The 18,376-nt window shown below is 33.0% G+C and carries 15 protein-coding genes; 6 read left to right on the forward strand and 9 right to left on the reverse strand.

All coding sequences use genetic code 11. The features are described from left to right. The first annotated feature begins 208 nt into the window (after window positions 1-208). Together LQ189_RS04735 and LQ189_RS04740 are read left to right on the forward strand one after the other, a co-directional pair. The gene (locus tag LQ189_RS04735) at window positions 209-2,677 is read left to right on the forward strand and encodes a zinc-dependent metalloprotease (RefSeq protein ID WP_230154620.1); all 2,469 of its coding nucleotides are present in this window, start codon (window positions 209-211) and stop codon (window positions 2,675-2,677) included. A gap of 254 nt (window positions 2,678-2,931) precedes the next feature. After that, entirely contained in the window at window positions 2,932-5,262 is a 2,331-nt protein-coding gene (locus LQ189_RS04740) for a PAS domain S-box protein (protein ID WP_230154622.1), read from the forward strand. Between the two features lie 32 nt (window positions 5,263-5,294). Here LQ189_RS04740 and LQ189_RS04745 read toward each other — a convergent pair whose 3' ends face one another. The 5 genes from LQ189_RS04745 to LQ189_RS04765 all read right to left on the reverse strand — a co-directional run bounded on the left by LQ189_RS04745 (window position 5,295) and on the right by LQ189_RS04765 (window position 10,543). Next, window positions 5,295-6,713, reverse strand: coding sequence for an adenosine deaminase (locus LQ189_RS04745; protein ID WP_230154625.1), 1,419 nt, complete (start codon window positions 6,711-6,713; stop codon window positions 5,295-5,297). A 168-nt stretch (window positions 6,714-6,881) separates the two neighbouring features. Next, window positions 6,882-7,460 (reverse strand): hypothetical protein, encoded by a 579-nt coding sequence (locus tag LQ189_RS04750; RefSeq protein ID WP_230154626.1) that lies wholly within the window; start codon window positions 7,458-7,460, stop codon window positions 6,882-6,884. A gap of 8 nt (window positions 7,461-7,468) precedes the next feature. Then, window positions 7,469-8,713, reverse strand: coding sequence for an NAD(P)/FAD-dependent oxidoreductase (locus tag LQ189_RS04755; RefSeq protein ID WP_230154628.1), 1,245 nt, complete (start codon window positions 8,711-8,713; stop codon window positions 7,469-7,471). A 64-nt stretch (window positions 8,714-8,777) separates the two neighbouring features. Continuing rightward, window positions 8,778-10,019, reverse strand: a complete 1,242-nt coding sequence (locus LQ189_RS04760; RefSeq protein WP_230154630.1) for an MFS transporter — start codon at window positions 10,017-10,019, stop codon at window positions 8,778-8,780. After that, window positions 10,016-10,543 (reverse strand): GNAT family N-acetyltransferase, encoded by a 528-nt coding sequence (locus LQ189_RS04765; protein ID WP_230154631.1) that lies wholly within the window; start codon window positions 10,541-10,543, stop codon window positions 10,016-10,018. The genes LQ189_RS04760 and LQ189_RS04765 overlap by 4 nt, the downstream gene beginning before the upstream one ends. A 160-nt stretch (window positions 10,544-10,703) precedes the next feature. Between LQ189_RS04765 and yaaA the strand changes: the two genes are divergently transcribed. After that, complete coding sequence (gene yaaA, locus LQ189_RS04770; RefSeq protein WP_144892315.1) at window positions 10,704-11,462, forward strand: peroxide stress protein YaaA; 759 nt, start codon at window positions 10,704-10,706, stop codon at window positions 11,460-11,462. A gap of 43 nt (window positions 11,463-11,505) precedes the next feature. Here yaaA and LQ189_RS04775 read toward each other — a convergent pair whose 3' ends face one another. The 4 genes from LQ189_RS04775 to LQ189_RS04790 form a co-directional block, all read right to left on the reverse strand. After that, window positions 11,506-13,089 carry a DHA2 family efflux MFS transporter permease subunit gene (locus LQ189_RS04775; protein ID WP_230154634.1) on the reverse strand — a complete coding sequence of 528 codons (1,584 nt, stop codon included), beginning with the start codon at window positions 13,087-13,089 and terminating at the stop codon, window positions 11,506-11,508. A 77-nt stretch (window positions 13,090-13,166) separates the two neighbouring features. Continuing rightward, a complete protein-coding gene (locus tag LQ189_RS04780; RefSeq protein WP_230154636.1) occupies window positions 13,167-14,246 on the reverse strand; it encodes an HlyD family secretion protein in 1,080 nt (359 codons plus the stop codon). Window positions 14,247-14,255: 9 nt separating this feature from the next. Further along, complete coding sequence (locus tag LQ189_RS04785) at window positions 14,256-15,581, reverse strand: TolC family protein (protein WP_230154638.1); 1,326 nt, start codon at window positions 15,579-15,581, stop codon at window positions 14,256-14,258. Continuing rightward, complete coding sequence (locus LQ189_RS04790; RefSeq protein ID WP_230154640.1) at window positions 15,571-16,197, reverse strand: TetR family transcriptional regulator; 627 nt, start codon at window positions 16,195-16,197, stop codon at window positions 15,571-15,573. The genes LQ189_RS04785 and LQ189_RS04790 overlap by 11 nt, the downstream gene beginning before the upstream one ends. A gap of 194 nt (window positions 16,198-16,391) precedes the next feature. On the opposite strand from LQ189_RS04790, the gene LQ189_RS04795 reads away from it, so the two are divergent. The 3 genes from LQ189_RS04795 to LQ189_RS04805 all read left to right on the forward strand — a co-directional run bounded on the left by LQ189_RS04795 (window position 16,392) and on the right by LQ189_RS04805 (window position 18,357). Further along, a complete protein-coding gene (locus LQ189_RS04795) occupies window positions 16,392-16,970 on the forward strand; it encodes a TetR/AcrR family transcriptional regulator (protein ID WP_230154642.1) in 579 nt (192 codons plus the stop codon). Window positions 16,971-17,001: 31 nt separating this feature from the next. Further along, the gene (locus LQ189_RS04800) at window positions 17,002-17,634 is read left to right on the forward strand and encodes a nitroreductase family protein (protein WP_230154644.1); all 633 of its coding nucleotides are present in this window, start codon (window positions 17,002-17,004) and stop codon (window positions 17,632-17,634) included. A gap of 165 nt (window positions 17,635-17,799) precedes the next feature. Continuing rightward, on the forward strand, window positions 17,800-18,357 hold the full coding sequence (locus LQ189_RS04805) for a DUF4494 domain-containing protein (protein WP_230154646.1): 558 nt from the start codon (window positions 17,800-17,802) through the stop codon (window positions 18,355-18,357). The last annotated feature ends 19 nt before the right edge of the window (window positions 18,358-18,376 follow it).

Here is an 18,376-nt window from a genome sequence, read left to right on the forward strand (position 1 = left end):
GATACCTAACCCAAAAGAATTTCTTTTGGGTTTTTTTATGCTTTTCATCAACTTTAAAACTAAAATAGAAAAAACAAAACTTCGTTTTAAATATATCTAATCATGTCTTTTTATTAGTTGTTAATTAATTGTTAAATGGAATAATATAATTCAGTAAAGCTTGATTTACATTTATTTTTGATAGCAAATAACCAATAAAAATTACTAAATGAAGAAATTTTTCATTTTTACTGCTATTACTCTTGCCAGTCTTGTACCTGTAGAAAATCAGGCTCAATCTAAAAAGGAGAAAGACAAAAATACCGTTGTAGCACCACCACCAGAAAAAAAACCTGAGTCAGCCATTAAGGATTATGGAAAAGTAATTACAAAAGACGCTCAATCAGATGAGGGATTGTTTACGGTGCATAAAGTAGACAAAAAGTATTTTTTTGAAATTCCCAATAAGCTCTTAGATAAAGACATGTTACTAGTGAGTAGATTGTCAAAACTGCCTTCAAATTTAGGTGGAGGATATGTAAATGCAGGTTCTGAAACGAATGAACAACTCATTGTTTGGCAGCGTTTTCAAGATAAAATTTTGATAAAACTTAAATCGTTTAATGCGGTTGCTGCCGATAGTTTACCAATAAGCATTTCGGTTAAGGCTAATAATTACGAACCTACACTTTTTGCTTTTGATATTGTGGCTTTTAGTAAAGACTCTTTGAATACTGTGATTGATGTAACTAAGTTTTACAATACTGATGTTCGTTCTATAAGCGGATTATCAGCAGAAATGAGAGATACTTACAAGGTGAGAAACCTTGATGAATCCCGCAGTTTTATCAATACTATGAAAAGTTTTCCTATGAACATTGAGGTGATTCAAGATTTTACGTATAATGCTTCAAAACCACCTGTTCAAGTTGATGCTGAAACCATTAGTATTCAAATGAATCAATCGATGATTTTATTGCCAGAAAAGCCCATGCAACCTAGGCTGGCTGATGATCGTGTGGGATGGTTTACGATGGATCAAATAGACTATGGCAGCGAAGCCTTAAAATCAGATAGTAAAAGATACATTCGCCGCTGGAGATTAGAACCTAAAGATCCTGTTGCTTACTCCAAAGGGGAGCTTGTAGAGCCGGTAAAACCAATTGTATATTATCTTGATCCTGCTACTCCTGTAAAGCTTAGAAAGTACATCAAGCAAGGAATTGAAGATTGGCAAAAACCATTTGAAACAGCAGGTTTTAAAAATGCAATTATTGCAAAGGATGCTCCAAGCAAAGAAGAAGATCCTGATTTTAGCCCAGAGGATATTCGTTATTCAGTGATTCGTTACGTAGCAAGTACAACAAGAAATGCTGTTGGACCTAGTGTTTCTGATCCTCGTACTGGAGAAATTATTGAAAGTGACGTAATTTGGTATCACAATCATTTGCGTTCGTACAGAAATCGTTATTTACTAGAAACAGGTGCAGCAAATCCTTCTGCTCGAACATTGAACACTAGTGATGGAGAAATGGGCGAAATGATGCGAATGGTTATTGCGCATGAGGTAGGACATGCACTCGGTTTTCCGCACAATATGGGTGCAAGTTGCGCATACAATACCGAAAGTTATAGAGACGGAGCTTTTACTCAAAAAAACGGAATTGCAGCAAGTTTGATGGATTATGCTCGATACAATTATATTGCGCAGCCAGGAGATAAAAATATTCGTTTCATTCGTCAAATGGGTCCTTATGATCATTATGCCACTAACTGGGGGTATCGATACATACCAAACGCTAATTCTCCAGAGGCTGAAGTTCCAACTTTGGATAAGTGGATTATGGAAAAAGCAGGAGATATAACCTATAAGTTTGGGAGTCAAAGTAGTAGTTTTGATCCTACTTCACAAACAGAAGATGTAGGGAATGACGCCATGAAAGCCAGTACTTATGGATTGAAAAATTTACAATATGTTGCAACTCATTTACCTGAGTGGACCAGTGATGTGACTAATAATTACGAAGACCTTGATGAGTTATACAAAGAAATGCTAGATGTGTGGGGCAGGTATGTAGGGCATGTTGTTACTAATATAGGTGGAGTGTACGAAAGTTATAAAAAACCCAATCAAAAAGGAAGTGTATATAATGTTGTGCCAAAAGAAAAACAAATAGAAGCCATGCAGTGGTTGCAGGCTAATGCATTTGCTTCTCCTACATGGATTGTTAATGTAAATACCTTAAAAAATCTTGACTATGCTGGATATACAGAGCGTTTTAGAAACATACAAGCTCGTTTTTTAAATAGTGTTTTAAGTTTTGAACGTTTAGGCAGGTTGCTAGATGCAGAAATCGTAGGTGCTACAAATTATAAGGCGCTAGATGTTTTCAGTGATATGCGTAAAGGTATTTGGAAAGAAGCTTCGGCTGGAGCCAATGTTACTATCTACAGACGAAATTTACAAAGAGCCTATATTGAACGAATGGCTTTTTTAATGAAAGAAGAAATTAAATCAGGACGTCCCTCAGATTATTATAATGTAGCACAATCTGATGTGAGAGCTCTTGTGCGCGGGGAATTAAATGTACTGAAAGCGCTTTTAACTACAGCACGCTCTGGTGCTATTTCTGTTGAAACAAAATACCATTATGAGGATAGTATAAAAAGAATAGATCTAATTTTGAATCCAAGATAAGTCTAGGTGTCCTTTCCTAGATTTTAAAATTTGCCTCCAGATGTTTTTTTACATTTGGAGGCATTTTTTTAGACATTTACTCTTTAGAATCTTAGTTGATATTTTCTTGTATTTAATTCAATTTTGGAGTTTAGTCGTGTTTTGAGGCAGATTTTGCGCAGTCTTTTAAGAAAAAAACAAATAATTTTTGGATATTAGTGTTATAAATCCAGTTTTTTCTTTGTAAATTTCCAAGTAAATCAAAATCTTTTCAAATGAAAGTTTACCCTACGCCTGAAAATGAAATTGAACGCCTTAAAGTACTCCATGAATACGCAATTTTAGATACTATTTCAGAGAAAGAATATGAGGCTATTACGCAACTTGCTTCTTATATATGTGGAGTTCCAATAGCTCTGGTGAGTTTAATTGATAAAGACAGACAATGGTTTAAAGCTAGTGTAGGGCTGGATGCAAGTGAGACATCTCGAGAAGATTCTTTTTGTCAATATACCATCATGAATAATCATGTCTTTGAGGTAGAAAATGCAACTGAGCATGAGCTTTTCTTTGACAATCCATTAGTGTTAGGTGATCCTAACATAAGGTTTTATGCGGGTGCTCCATTACTCAATAAAAACGGTTTTGTGATGGGTTCACTTTGTGTTATTGATACAGAACCTAAAAAATTAAATGAAGAACAAAAAAATGCTTTACAACTTTTAGCCAATCAAGTGGTAGCATTATTAGATTCTAGAAAGACAAATTTAGAATATCTAGATTCTCAAAAAGAATTGCAAAACTTTATAGATCTCTCAAAGGATTTGGTTTGTATAGCAAATCTAAACGGCCTTTTTTATAAAGTAAACCCGGCATTTACAAAAGTTTTAGGATTTGAAAAACAAGAGCTAGAAGGAAAACCTTTTATAGATTTTGTTCATCCTGAGGATGTGCAATCAACACTTGATGAGGTAGGAAAACTTGCTGATTTAAAGCAGACAGTGAGTTTTGAAAATAGGTTTAGAACTAAAGATGGATCATATATAAATTTGAGTTGGAACACTTCACCAGATCCAGAAACAGGAAATTTATACGCAATTGCTAGAAATGTTCAAAAAGAAAAGCTTGCAGAACAGCATCTAAAAGAAGTGAATTATTTACTTGAGGAGTCTCAGCAAATTGCTAAAATTGGAAGTTGGAATTATAGTTTAGTTTCTAAAAATCTAATTTGGTCAGATGAGCATTATCGTATTTTTGAAATGGATGCTATGCCCACTGATGCGCTAGTTGCAAAGTTTAGAACATTAGTACATCAGGATGATTTAATTATGTTAGATAGTGTTATAGAAGAGGTTTCAAGAACAGGAAAAAAGTTTAAAATAAACTACAGACTAGTTTTTCCTGATGAAAGGGTAAAATACATTCTAGCGATGGGGGAGCCTGTTATGGATGCCAATGAAACTATTATTGCACTGAATGGTGTGGTACAAGACGTTACCGAAATAACTGTAGCTGAGCAAAATTTAAACGAAAAGGCCAAAGAAATAAAAGATATAAGAGCTGCACTTGATGAAGCTGCAATTGTTTCAATATCTGATAGAAAAGGTAAACTAACATTTGTTAATGATAATTTTTGTGCGGTTTCAAAGTTTGACAGACCAGAGTTATTAGGCTTTGAGCAACCTAATATGGCTACTTTTTTTGAAACTGAAATGGGAATGCAAATATTAGAGAATATCTACAGTGGTACAACCTGGAAAGGGGAGTTAAAACATAAAGCAAAGGACGGTAGCTACTATTGGGAAAATAAAACTATTGTTCCGTTTTTAAATAATAAAGGAATTCCATACCAATACATTTCAATAGGGACTGATATTACCGATAGAAAGAATGCCGAAGAAAATTTAATAGCTGCTCTTGATAGTTTAGAAAAGAAGAATAGAGAGCTAGATGAATATGCTCATGTAGTGTCTCATGATTTAAAGTCACCTTTAAGAGCTATTTACAACCTCTCTGAATGGATTGTTGAGGACATGCCTGATATGCCACAAAAAGTAAAAGGAAATTTTGATTTACTGCGTCGTAGAGTTTCCAGGATGGAAAATTTAATTAATGGCGTTCTTGAATATTCAAAAATTGGTCGTTTGGAAATTGAAAAAGAAAGTATTGATATTAATGAGCTTTTAGAACAATTAATAGACTCAATAGTGCCAGATAATTTTGAAGTTACCATTGGGACAAACTTTCCTATTGTACTTGCCGAAAGGATTTTATTGCAACAAGTATTTACGAACTTAATTAGTAATGCTGTGAAATACAATGATAAACCAAAAGGGAAAATACATTGCTCCTACAAATCTTTGAAGGATTATCATCAATTTACTGTAAAAGATAACGGACCAGGTATTGCAGAGGCTTATCAGCAAAAAGTATTCAAGGTGTTTCAAACTATAGAAGCTCGTGATGTAAAGGAAAGCACCGGAATAGGATTAGCAATAGTTAAAAAAATTGTGGAAGAAAAAGGCGGTGTCATATATATTGACAGCAAAGAAGGTGAAGGCTGTAGCTTTATATTAACCATTCCTAAATGCCAACATGTAAGTTAAAACCAATTTAATTTATCAATAAACATGGAATTTTACAGTTTTGAAAATTGATTTTCAAAATGTGCAAAGCGTTTGTCAAGATCCAGAAGCAATTGTTTTTTTACAGCCTCTTCTTTAATAAAACTAAAGTTAATGCTGTTGTAAACGTATTGCTTGATGTCTTTGTACGTAACTTGTTTGTATCTTTTGGCTAATAAAACATATTGCTCAGTCATATTAGTACGCAAAATACCTGCATCATCTGTGCTAATTACTATTGGAACACCAAATTTTTTATATAAAATAAACGGATGACGCTCTTCTTTAACTTTTAAAATAAATTCGTTACTCACTAAATTGATTTCTACAGGAATATTTTTAGAAGCCATGTGTTGTAATAATTTATAAGAGTCTTTTTCATAAGCTATATCCACTCCGTGACCTATTCTTTGGGCGCCAGCAGTTTTAATTGCTGCTTCAATATGCCATGTTAATTCTTCGGGTTGTACAAGCCCAAGGGTAAGTTCTCCAGCGTGCATGGTATATTTTACATTGGGAAAACGAGAACTACAATATTTAAACATTAACATGTGCAAACCATAATCTTTCATAGAGGTTTCTCCGTCCTCAGGAGAGACTATATTTACGCCAGCCATCAATTTGCTCTCGTTTGCAGAGATAAATGCAATCACTATGTTTTTAAATAAATCAACAGGTTCCATAAAACGCAACACAAAATTTTGATAACGCATGGTAAATTGTGGATCGTCAATTTTTAATTCGTTGTGTAATTTAGCAACAAAATTAGTATTGAAGTTTTTAGCATATAGTTCAGCATCTCTTTTTTGGTAAATGATAAAAAGAGAATCTAATGTTTTGAGTATTGCCTTTTCATCTTTGGTTGCAGCCAATTGTCTTAATCTTGAATTGAATTTTACTAAATCATCGGTTTGTAGTGTATTGGGAATTGTGGACAATTGCGTTTCAATATAACTCACATTTTCGGCTATAGCTCTTTTTTTAAGCTCTAATAATCCTGCTGCAAAATTACCTTGAATTGCCGGTTCGAATTTCATAAATGATTCAAAAAATAATTTATCCGAAGGATAATCTACATAGTTATAATCTTTAATAGACCATTTTTGCATTATTTTTTGTTTGTATGCATCCAGAGTACCATTTGCCTTGAGCGCAGAAAATAAGGACCAGTTTCCTGAATTTTCTTTTACTTTTCTCACGTCCATGGTTTCTGTGTTGAGGTAGAAATCCTCTTTTATGGCGTGTTGCAATAAGGGTTCGGCATAAATTGATCCTGAGAAATGGTGGTGTAAATCCCCACCTTTAGGCATTTGCGAAAAAAAAGCAGTAAGTTCTACTTCATTATTTCTTATTTTTTCAAAGTAAGTATCAGCGTTTTGTGCGTAAACAGTGTTTAAGAGAAATGCAACTAATAGGGTATATACTAATTTCATATTTTTTAATTAAAGCTTAGGTAATGTCCTGACTTCCTGAAAAAGAAAATGGTTGAAGAAAGCCGTTCTTAAAAATGTTTCTATTTTTAAGGGAATGTAATAGTTTGCAAAAATAAGCATTTTCATTATCTGTTTTGGCTACTGATAAAAAAGTTTATTTTGAGTACTTTATTGCAACTCAAAAACTAATTTTTCTAAAAAAGTATTGTTTAATTTTTTAGTCATTTTACTTTTTTTCTTGTTCCAATTTTGATAATAATTTTTGTTAGATAGATAAGCTTCAATTCCACTTTTGAATTCATCAAGAGAAAATGAATACCCATTTATTTCATTTTTTCCAATGGTATAATTTTTAGTTGTTTTGTCAAATGGAATAGTATTTTTATAAATAACATTGTTTTTATAAATTGGCATTTCACCTTCATTGCCAGCACCTAGAATTACCATTTTTCTATTTTGGTTTCGTGAAAAGAAAAATACTTCTTCTTGACCAATCCTATACTCGGCCCATCTTGAAGCACAAGTCCAGTCTTTAAACTTTTGGATTCTAAATATTTTGTATTTGGAGTTTCCTTTATGAAACATCGAAAATTGAACAATGATATTATTTTTTTCAACGTTAATAATTGTACCATTACCAATAAATTCTGCATTGTCAATTAATTCAGATAAAATTAACGGTCTATATTTTGCTTGACAAATGTTGTTAAAAAACACAAGTAATAAAATAATTGTTGCTTTTTTCATGGAGTAGTTTATTTAGATTTCATAATGGCTTCGGCTGCAAGTCTACCTGTTTTCATAGCGGCATTTATAGACCCATTGAGTAAGTTATCTCCACAAAGAAATACATTTTCGGATAATTTAAGTTCTTCATTAGATAGTTTATTTCGAACCGATTCTTGGTTAGGCAATGCATATTCTATTTGGTATGATTTAATCATTTTCCAAGATTCAACTTGGTTGCCATACCATTGTTTCAATTCTCGTTTCATGTTTTCCGCCAGAGTATTTTCGTCAACAGTAGGGATACCATTGTAGGAAACGGAAATAAGTATTTTACCTTGTGGAGCGTATGCCTTAGACACATTAGTCATTACGGTCATGTTATTTACCCATTTTTTATGAGTAGCAGCATTGAGAACAACGACTGCTTTGTTTGTGGGAGCTTTTTCGGCCACAAAGTAGATGTTGGTTACTTGCTGTGATTGCATTTTTTGATTTGGAAAATGCGTTTTAGTTAAAGCATTTGCTTGAGTAGCCAATAAAATTTGGTTGGCTTCAAATACTTTTCCATCATCACTTGTTACTGTATTGCTATCTACTTTTGTTACTTTAGTATTGTATAATATACTGCCTTCAGGGAGCATTTTTACTAATTGTTTCGGGATTTCTTCCATGCCTAACTCAGGTACGGCAACATCACCATCTGAAAACATTTTCATCACAAAATCAAACATTCTGCTAGAAGTTTTTAAGTCGTTTTCGAGAAAAATCCCGGATAGGAAGGGAGCATAAAAACGTTCTATCATTTTTGAACTAAAACCATATTCTTTTAATTGCTGTAAAGTAGTTTGTTCTTTTTGTTCAAAAATAGCTTCAATAGTTTGTTTTTGAAGTTTGTTTTTGAGCCACAACGTATTCAGTTTGTCTTTTATAGATCCCACAGGTGCAAATAGTGTTGCTAGTGTTGCAGATGGTCTTCTAAAAGGATCAGCAATTTCAAAGCTCCCCTTGTCATAGAGTACAGTAGCACCTGGTAGCATTTTCTTTAGATTCAAGGATTTATAATCCAGCAAAGCTTTCGTTTCTGGATAAGCAGTCAATAAAACCTGAAAACCTCTATCAAAAAGGAAACCGTCTTTTGAATCTGTTTTTATTCTTCCTCCTGCGCGATCACTACTTTCTAAAATCAGTACTTTTCTACCTTGACGGTGTAAATAAACCGCTGCTGTTAATCCTGATATTCCTGCTCCTATAATTACAACGTCTTGTTTCATGATTTAAATTTAGACAAAAATAATTCAATTAAATTGTATTTTACTCTTGCAAATAAGATGATTTTTATTCAGAATAATCTAAGTCAGTGTCAAAAGTTTCTTTAAGTTTAAAAAGCGCTACTAATGCAATAATTGAGAGTAATGTACCCACCACCATAGCCGCAAGGATAATATTTCCATTAAAAAAACGGTCTCTAAAAAAACTATAAACGAGTAAGATCACAGGGAGAGATCCTCTAACAAAATTAGGAACTGTTGTAGTTACTGTTGCCCGAATATTAGTGCCAAATTGTTCTGCAGCAATTGTTACAAATAAAACCCAATATCCTACAGAAAATCCCATCAAAAAACACAATCCATAAAAGACCGTTGTAGATACACTAAAGGCGTTTAAGAAAATAAATACCATGATTAAATTTAAAAGTAGAAAAATAGACATCACAATTTTTCTGCTTTTTAACCACTGACTCATTAATCCACTGGCAATATCACCAAAAACGAGTCCGCCATAACACCAAGCAATAGCTTTACCAGCTGCAATTGTTTCGTAATCTTGTACTCCAAGAGCTTTTGCAAATTCTGGCGAAAAAGTAATTAGCACTCCTACCAAAAACCACAACGGAATTCCAATAAGAATGCATTGTAAGTATTTGTAAAATCTAGTTTTATTGGAAAACAAAGACAGGAAATCGCCTTTTTTTTCGTTGCTTTTATGTACTTCTTGAAACATTTTTGATTCTGAAATTTTAATTCTTAAAAAAAGAAGTAACAATCCTAAAATTCCACCCGCATAATAGCACAAGCGCCAATCTTGAAAAACTTGGTACACTAAATACGCAGCTACAGCTCCCGAAACACCTACAGAGGCTACAATCATAGTACCATAGCCTCTTTTTTCTTTTGGTAAACTTTCAGTAACTAAGGTAATTCCCGCGCCTAATTCTCCGGCAAGGCCAATGCCAGCAATTAATCTCCAAAAAGCATATCCATCTACTGTGGTGACCATACCATTAGCAATATTTGCAACAGAATACATGATTATAGAGCCAAATAAAACAGAAATCCGTCCTTTTTTATCACCAAGAATGCCCCAAAGAATTCCTCCAAAAAGCATCCCAAACATTTGCATGCTTATCAAATATTCACCTTGGTTACGAATGGCATCTCCTGTAATTCCTAAATCAATAAGGCTATCTGTTCGAACAATTCCAAAAAGTAATAAGTCATAAATATCTACAAAATAGCCTAAGGCTGCCACAATAACAGCTGCATTTAGTATTCGAGTTGGTTTTTCTGTTGCTATCATGCTTGTTTTATTTTCAATTGCATTAATAAGTCAGTTTGTTGTTCTTCACCCATTAAAAAAATGTGTTTGTCAAATTCAATAAATCCATTTTTTCTATAGAATTGCAATGCTCTATGATTTTCCTTCCAAACGCCTAACCAAATGTAATTGACCTGCTTTTCATGACCCATTTGTAATGCAAAATCAAATAATTGTTGGCCAATATTTTTTCCGTGATAGGATTGTAATACATAAATTCTGTGTATTTCAAGCGCATTCGTATCTTGTGGCTCTGTTTGAGCATCGCCAGTATTTAACTTGAGATAACCCACAACTTCATTATTCAAAAAAGCAATAAAAAATTCCGATGAGGGATGTTTTAACTCTTTTGTTAATTGTTCAATATTTAATTTTTCTGTAATGTAAGAATTAATATTTTCGGGGGTATTGACAGCTGCGAATGTTTCAGTAAAGGTTTGTATGCTTATTTTTTGTAACAGCGAAAGGTCTTTTAATGTGGCTTTTTTTATTTGGATATTGTGCATAGAAATGGTTCTGGTTTTTACCAAAAATAAATAAAATTCCGATTGATTTTTATAATCTATGACACTATTCGACAAATCAATTTAAAGATTCTTGAAATCTAATTTTCAATTAGTACTTTTGGGATTACTAATAAAAAAGAGTTCGAGAAGAATATTGTGTATGAAAATTGTGATATCGCCAGCTAAATCCTTAGATTTTGAGAAGAAATTGCCCGTTGAAACGTTTACTAAGTCTATTTTTTTAAAAGAGTCAGCTGAAATTCATTCAGTTTTGAAAGAAAAAAAACCAGCTGATTTATCAGTATTAATGAGCATTTCAGATAAACTTGCTGATCTCAATTGGAAACGAAATCAAGAATGGAAAACTCCATTTACTCCTAAGAATGCTCGTCCAGCAGTATACACTTTTGATGGAGATGTGTACGTAGGATTGGATGTATTTACTCTTTCACCTTCAAAAATTGAAATTTTACAAGACAAATTACGCATACTATCTGGACTTTATGGCATATTAAAACCATTAGACTTAATGCAGGCGTATCGATTAGAAATGGGTACAAAATTACCTATTGGCGAAAGTAAAAATCTTTATGAGTTTTGGAAACCTTCCATTACTAAAGCTTTAAATAAGGAGCTAAAAGAAGGGGAGTTGTTTGTAAACTTAGCTAGTACAGAATACTTTTCGGCAGTTGATGTTAAGTCATTAAAAGTTCCGGTTATTACACCTGAGTTTAAAGATTATAAAAACGGCAAACTCAAGATTATTAGTTTTTTTGCTAAAAAAGCCCGCGGAATGATGGTTCGTTATATCATAGATACCAATGCAGAAACTATTGAGGATTTAAAAGGCTTTAATTATGATGGATATCAATTTGATGCCACAGAATCAAAAGGAAATAATTTGGTTTTTACCAGATAGAACATAAAAAAAACCGTTAATCAATTTTAACGGTTTTTTTATGTTAATGCATAGCATCAGCGGGATTTATTTTATTTTTTCCTTTTTTTATCAAAAGGATAAATGGAATACAAAACAAGAACAACGCTCCTAGATACATGAAAATATCCATGTAAGATAGTACTGAACTTTGAACCATGACTTTGTATTCTATTGCTTTATAGGCTTTTGCCAATGCTTCGTTCTCAGGATACCCCTTAGTCATGAAACCTAATTTAAACTGTTGTACAGTTTTTTGTACCTCATAGGATGTTTTGTCTAAATGTGCAATTAAATTTACACGATGTTCTTGATTGAATCGAGCAATAAATGTGGTTATAATGGCAATTCCAAAAGATCCACCTAACTGGCGCATCATTCCTGTAAAAGCAGCTCCTTCGCCAATTCCTTTTCCTTTTAAAGTAGATAATGAAAGCGTTGAAATAGGGACAAACAATAATCCCAAACTAATTCCTCGTAGGATAAGTGGCCAGTACAAATGTTCCCCCGCAGAGTCAGGAGTTATAACACTTTGCATCCAAAAAGTAAAAAAGAAAAACAACAAAAATCCGGCAGCAACCATATACGTTTGTGGAAATCCTCTTTGAATCAATTTCCCTATAAAGGGCATCATAATTCCAATTGTAATAGAACTAGGAATAAGCAACAATCCTGCATCTAGAGCGCTCCAACCCAATACTGATTGTGTATAGATAGGAATTATAAAAGTTGAACCGTATAAACCAAAACCTAGGATAAAACACATGATAGTTCCTATTTTTAGATTTGTATCTTTTAAAACCCTTAGATTTACAATAGGATATTCATACGTAAGCTCTCTCCAAATGAAAAGTAATAAACCAAATACAGTTATTACGCTCAAAGTTATAATAGTAGTATTATTGAACCAATCATCTTGCTGCCCGTGTTCTAGAACGTATTGTAAGGAACCTATAAATGCGGTTAATAGTATAATACCCCACCAGTCTACTTGGCTTGCTTTTAGTTTGTTACCATATTTTGGACTTTTTACAAAAGACAGGGTTAATAACGTAGCAATAATTCCTAAGGGTATGTTGATGTAAAAAATGAAAGGCCATGAAAAATGATCTACAATGTATCCACCAAGTGGCGGACCTAATGTAGGTCCTACAATTACGCCCATGCCGTATATAGCTTGAGCCATTCCTCGTTTTGCTATAGGATAACTTTCAGTAATAATGGTTTGTGCTGTAACTAATAAGGCTCCACCACCTAATCCCTGAATAAACCTAAAAGTAACGAGTTCCCATATATTACTTGCGTTTCCACATAAAAAGGAGGAAACCGTAAATATAATTATGGAAACAGCAAAATAATTTCTTCGACCAAATTGTTGTGACAACCAGCTTGTCATGGGGATCACAATTACATTTGCAATTGCATAAGCCGTTATTACCCAAGCCACATCAGTAAGTGATGCTCCTAAGCTTCCGCGCATGTTGTTTAATGCCACGTTTACAATAGTGGTATCTACAATTTCCAGCATAGCACAAAGTACTGCCGTAATTGTTATTATGATACGTCTAAAACCGTATTCTACTAAATCATCTTCTCCCGATTCAACCATTTTATAACTAAGTGTAAACTATCATTAGAGTTAAATTTTGCCGTCTTTATCAGTTCCAGATTAACATTTTAAAATGCTTAATCTATTCTAACATCAACATCTACATTCATACCAGGACGCAATAATTTAATTTTCCCGGCATCATTTGTTGGGTCTAAACTAATTTTAACTGGTAATCTTTGAATTGTTTTTACAAAATTTCCGGTGGCATTATCTGGCGGAAGCAAAGAAAATTTAGAACCCGTAGCAGGAGAAAAGGAGGTTAAGGTCCCTTGGAAATCATAATCTGGATAAGCATCAACTTTTACCGTAACTTTTTGGCCAACTACCATTTTGTTAAGTTGAGTTTCTTTAAAATTAGCAACTACCCATGCTTCGTTATTATTGATGATGTAAAATAAAGATTGTCCAGGTTGTACTAGTTGTCCCGGTTGTATGTCTATTTTAGAAACTTGTCCATCTATTGCTGCAGTGATAACGGTGTAGGATAAGTTAAGCTTAGCAGCATCAAGTAATGCTCTTGCGCGCTTAATATTGGCAGCAGCTACCTCAGTTTGTTTGTTAGAAACTTTTGATTTTGCAACAGTAACTGATTTTTGAAAAGCGCTGGCTCGTTCTTGTTGTTGTAAAACACGAACCTGATTTTCGGCTTCCAATTTAGCCGCTAGTGCCTGCTCATATTGTTGTTTAGTAATAGAGTGGCTTTTGTATAAATTCTCATAACGAATGTAATCACTCGTTGCACGATCTAATCTTATTTTTGCAGTTTGAATGTTACCACCAGCAAAAAGCACATTAGCATCAGATACTGATATGCTTGCAAGTGCGCTACCAATATCAGCTTTTGATACCTCTAAATTGCCTTCTGCACCTACAAGCGCAGCGGTAGCTTCATCAATTTTTAATAAATAATCTCTTTTATCAATTGTAAAAAGTGTATCTCCTTTTTTTACAAAATCATTATCCTTAATATAGACTTTATCTACATATCCAGAAACTCTAGGGATAATTGGGTTCATTTTCTTTTCAATTTGTGCATCATCAGTTTCTTCATGTGCTAGTGAATGCATGTATTTAAAAGTACCATATGCGCCACCCAAAACTACTAATGCTACTAGGATAATTATAAATTTCGTGTTTGTTTTTTTCTTTTCCATGGTAGTAGTTTATTTATGAGCGAGATTGAATGATTGTGATAATTGACCTGTAACCGAGAGTAACTCGTAATATTTTTGAATACTATTGGCTTTCGCCAAAGCTTTATTAATTTTTGAATTGAGTTGCTCTACATCAGCTTCAAGCAAATCATTTGTGTCAGATAGTCCGTTGTCGTATTTATCTTTAACAATACGATAATTTTCTGTGGCTTGCTCTTGTGCCTCCTCATAAACTAGAGTTTGTTTTAAAGCAAGATCATAGTCCTCAATGGCTTTTTTGACTTGTGTCCGAATATAATCTGTTAAAATTGCTTCGTTATTTTGCACTTCTATAACTTTATTTTCAGCAATTTTCACCAAAGTTCCATTTTTCAAAAGCATACTTAAATCATACGAAATTCCTAAGCCCACATTCATAGCATTTTGAACTGTTATAACATTGCTCAAGTCTAGTGCCGTGTACCCGCCCACAAGCGCTATAGTAGGATAGTAGGAACCTTTAGATATTTTTACATTAGTTTCGCTGGCTTTTACTTGATGTTGTAACGCTTTTAAATCTTTTCTATTTTCTAAGGCTGGCAATTCATTTGTGGGCACATTTGTCATTTTAAAATCAGCAAAATCAGCTTCTCTAATTTCAAGTTGCGTTTCTGGATTTAATTTTAACAGCGTAGTTAAATAGAAATTAATCGTTTTTAAGTTGTTTGTGGTTTCATCTAGTGATAACTGAATTTTAGAAACTTGAAGTTTAGATTTCAACAAATCATTTCTAGGAATGATACCGTTTTTTTCAAGTTCAATAAAATCCTTTACTCTTTGTTTGGCACTTTTTTGATTTTCCTTTAAAATTTCGATTGTTTTTTGTGCTTTGTATAAATTTGCATAATACTCTATTACACGCAAAGCAATTTCCTCTTTGGTCTGTTCCGCATTAGCCATTTCTGCTTGGTACAAATAGTCCTGAGCTTTAATGCTATTTTGGAGTTTAAATCCTGCAAAAACTGGAACTGTAGCATTCAATTGTCCTACCATTAATTGGTTGACAACAGGCATTTGTTGTGGATCACTACTTTGATTTAACTTAAAATTGATACCTGCATTTGCTAAGCGTTGGTACTGCCCGGAAAGTTTTAAATCTGGATATTGATTGTTTTTTGTGGCTTGTAACTCGAGTTTTTTTGTTTTGATCTTAGTGTTAGCTAAAGTAATCTCATTACTTTTACTCCAAGCCATGTCTATTGCTTCGGTAAGCGTAAGACTTGTTTTCTGTTGTGCTTCTACAGCTGAAATTCCGATGAAGAAAATCCCAAAGAGCATGAATTTACTAGCTTTCATATATTAGCAAGGCTTTTATTGTTTGTTGAATGTGATTAGTCAAATTGGTCTTGATATAATTGTTATATAAATCCTCTGTTTTTAAATTCAATAAATTCTCAAAAAAAGGTTTGTTCATGTGGAAATGAAAAAAAGTTCCTAAAATAGTTGGTGTTATAAGAGGTATAATAACATCTTTCCTAAAAATTCCTTTTTTTTGTCCTTCTTCAATAATTAATTCTAGGGATTTTAAATTTCCTTTTCTAAGTTCAGAGAATGTTTGAATATTTTGTTCTCTTTTTTTAGATGTAAATTCAAAATGTAAAATGCGATAGATACCTTTATTAAGATTTATTCTATCAATATATAGTGCTATTAATTTATTTATTTTTTCCAAAGGCTCTATTTCTTCTTGAAGGAGTTTGTCCAATTGGAGTTTTAAATCTGAAGTGCGATAGACAATTAAAGATTCAAGCAAACGCTCTTTGGAACCAAAATAATAGGAAACCATAGCCACATTAATTTGGGCTAGTTTAGCAATGTTCCGTATTGAGGTACCGTCAAATCCTTTTTCTGAGAATAGAGTTTCTGCAACTTCTAGAATTTGAATCTGTTTGTCATTAAAATTACTTTTCAAAAGAATCTTTTTTAGATGAAACAAAATTAAACATGTGTTTAAATTAAACGGTTGTTTAATTTTTATTTAACTTTTATTTAACAAAAATTAATTAGTCAATGTTTTATAGTATTAACTTAAATTTATGAACGTTCATTCTTTTTTAGTATTACTTTTGTATTGTAATAAAATAAGATTTCAACAAAAATTAGAATATGGCTCAGCTACAAAAAAGTATTAACAAACGTCTAGCGCTTTTAAAAGCTACTTTACAGCTTGTTAATAATGGAGGAATTCAAGGGGCATCCATGGCTAAAATTGCCAAAGAAGCATCTATATCACCCGCTACCATTTATCTTTTTTTTGATAGCAAACAAGAATTGCTTAATCAGTTGTATCTTTCTGTAAAATCTAATTTTGCTCAAGTAGCATTTAGTTCACATGCGCCAGGGGATACTATTTCCAAACAGTTTGAAACCATTTGGCACAACATGGCACAATATAAATTAGCACATCTAGAGGAAGCGTCATTTTTGTCGCAATGTGATAACACCCCTATGATTGATGATCAAACCAGACAAGAAGGATTGCTTTTCCTGACTCCACTTTTTGATTTATGGAAATCAGGAATACAGGCAGGAATCATAAAGGAATATTCACCTTATTTATTATATGCACACACTATTTATCCCATGGCGTTCTTAATGAACATGCACAATAACCAGCTTTGTATTGTTAATCAAGACCTATTAAACAGTAGTTTTAAAATGGCTTGGGATAGCATCAAAACATAGTAATTTTTAAATACTTAATACTTTATATAAAATGGAATTAATAGATATATTGAAATGGAGATATGCCGCAAAGGCAATGAACGGTGAAAAAGTTTCACAAGAAAAAATTGATGCCATTCTAGAAGCTGCTATTTTAGCACCAACATCAAGTGGTTTACAGCCTTTTGAAATAATGGTAGTTACTAATCAAGAGATTAAAGAGAAAATAAGAGTTATAGGATGGAATCAATCAGTAATTACAGATTGTTCACATTTGCTTGTTTTTGCTGCTTGGGACACATATACTACAGAGCGTATCAATACCATGTTTGATCTTACAAATGAGATTCGTGGTTTTAAAAACGAAGGATTTGAAAATTACAGACAAATGCTTTTAAACAGTTATCCACAAAAAGATCCAGAAATTAACTTTCAACATGCAGCAAGACAAGCGTATATTGCTTTTGCAATGGCAATTGCAGCGGCTGCTTTTGAGGGTGTAGATACCACGCCTATTGAAGGTTTTGATCCTGATGCTCTTGATGAGATTTTAGGTTTAAGAGAAAAAGGACTTAGAAGTTGTGTTATACTGCCTGTAGGTTACCGTGATGCTAAAAATGACTGGTTAGCAGACTTGGTAAAAGTCAGAAAGAGTAAATCAGATTTAGTTACTTTTATTGACTAATACATAAAATAATGTTTATAAAATCTCTCTTTTTAGGAGAGATTTTTTTTGGATTTAAGATTATATGAACCAATAATCGAAAAGAAATTTGTGAATATCTATTTGAAAAAAAAGGTTGTTTATTTTCTTTAAAAATTATCTTTGGCATCCTAAAAAATAATTGAAATGAGTAATATTTGGTACGAATGCAAAGTAAAATATAGAAAAACAGATGAGACTGGTGGTCAAAAAATTACGACTGAACCGTATCTGGTTGATGCTATATCGTATACAGAAGCCGAAAGTAGAATTAATGAAGAAATGGCAGCGTATATTAGTGAAGAGTTTAAAATCACCAATATTAAAGTGGCTAATTATGCAGAAATCCACCCTTTTGAAAATGCAGACAGATGGTTTCGTTCTAAAGTTTCACTAGTTGCTTATGATGAAGAGAGCGGAAAGGAACGCAAGACAAATATGTACATGCTAGTTCAAGCCAATGATGTACGTGAAGCCTATGACAATACAATAACAATTATGAAAGGAACCATGGGCGATTACACCATTCCTGCCGTATCTGAGTCAGCTATTATGGATGTTTTTCCTTATTTTAGTGGTGATGAAGGTGAACTTGAGCAATTAGAACGATTTAATGCTTTAAAAGCTTCAAAACCAGATTCTACAACAGAAATAGAAGATCACATGGAATTTATAGCCGAAGCAGAGGAAGAAACGACAGCTTAATTGGAAGCTTAGTTTTTTA

Source organism: Flavobacterium sp. CECT 9288 (assembly GCF_918731615.1).
Lineage (GTDB): Bacteria > Bacteroidota > Bacteroidia > Flavobacteriales > Flavobacteriaceae > Flavobacterium.

Coding starts and splice junctions, on each gene's coding strand:
- LQ189_RS04775 (WP_230154634.1), bottom strand. CDS start 13,089: ATGGTTGAATCGGGAGAAGATGATTTAGTAGAATACGGTTTTAGACGT.
- LQ189_RS04795 (WP_230154642.1), top strand. CDS start 16,392: ATGGCTCAGCTACAAAAAAGTATTAACAAACGTCTAGCGCTTTTAAAA.
- LQ189_RS04805 (WP_230154646.1), top strand. CDS start 17,800: ATGAGTAATATTTGGTACGAATGCAAAGTAAAATATAGAAAAACAGAT.
- LQ189_RS04785 (WP_230154638.1), bottom strand. CDS start 15,581: ATGAAAGCTAGTAAATTCATGCTCTTTGGGATTTTCTTCATCGGAATT.
- LQ189_RS04800 (WP_230154644.1), top strand. CDS start 17,002: ATGGAATTAATAGATATATTGAAATGGAGATATGCCGCAAAGGCAATG.
- yaaA (WP_144892315.1), top strand. CDS start 10,704: ATGAAAATTGTGATATCGCCAGCTAAATCCTTAGATTTTGAGAAGAAA.
- LQ189_RS04760 (WP_230154630.1), bottom strand. CDS start 10,019: ATGATAGCAACAGAAAAACCAACTCGAATACTAAATGCAGCTGTTATT.
- LQ189_RS04735 (WP_230154620.1), top strand. CDS start 209: ATGAAGAAATTTTTCATTTTTACTGCTATTACTCTTGCCAGTCTTGTA.
- LQ189_RS04755 (WP_230154628.1), bottom strand. CDS start 8,713: ATGAAACAAGACGTTGTAATTATAGGAGCAGGAATATCAGGATTAACA.
- LQ189_RS04750 (WP_230154626.1), bottom strand. CDS start 7,460: ATGAAAAAAGCAACAATTATTTTATTACTTGTGTTTTTTAACAACATT.
- LQ189_RS04745 (WP_230154625.1), bottom strand. CDS start 6,713: ATGAAATTAGTATATACCCTATTAGTTGCATTTCTCTTAAACACTGTT.
- LQ189_RS04765 (WP_230154631.1), bottom strand. CDS start 10,543: ATGCACAATATCCAAATAAAAAAAGCCACATTAAAAGACCTTTCGCTG.
- LQ189_RS04740 (WP_230154622.1), top strand. CDS start 2,932: ATGAAAGTTTACCCTACGCCTGAAAATGAAATTGAACGCCTTAAAGTA.
- LQ189_RS04780 (WP_230154636.1), bottom strand. CDS start 14,246: ATGGAAAAGAAAAAAACAAACACGAAATTTATAATTATCCTAGTAGCA.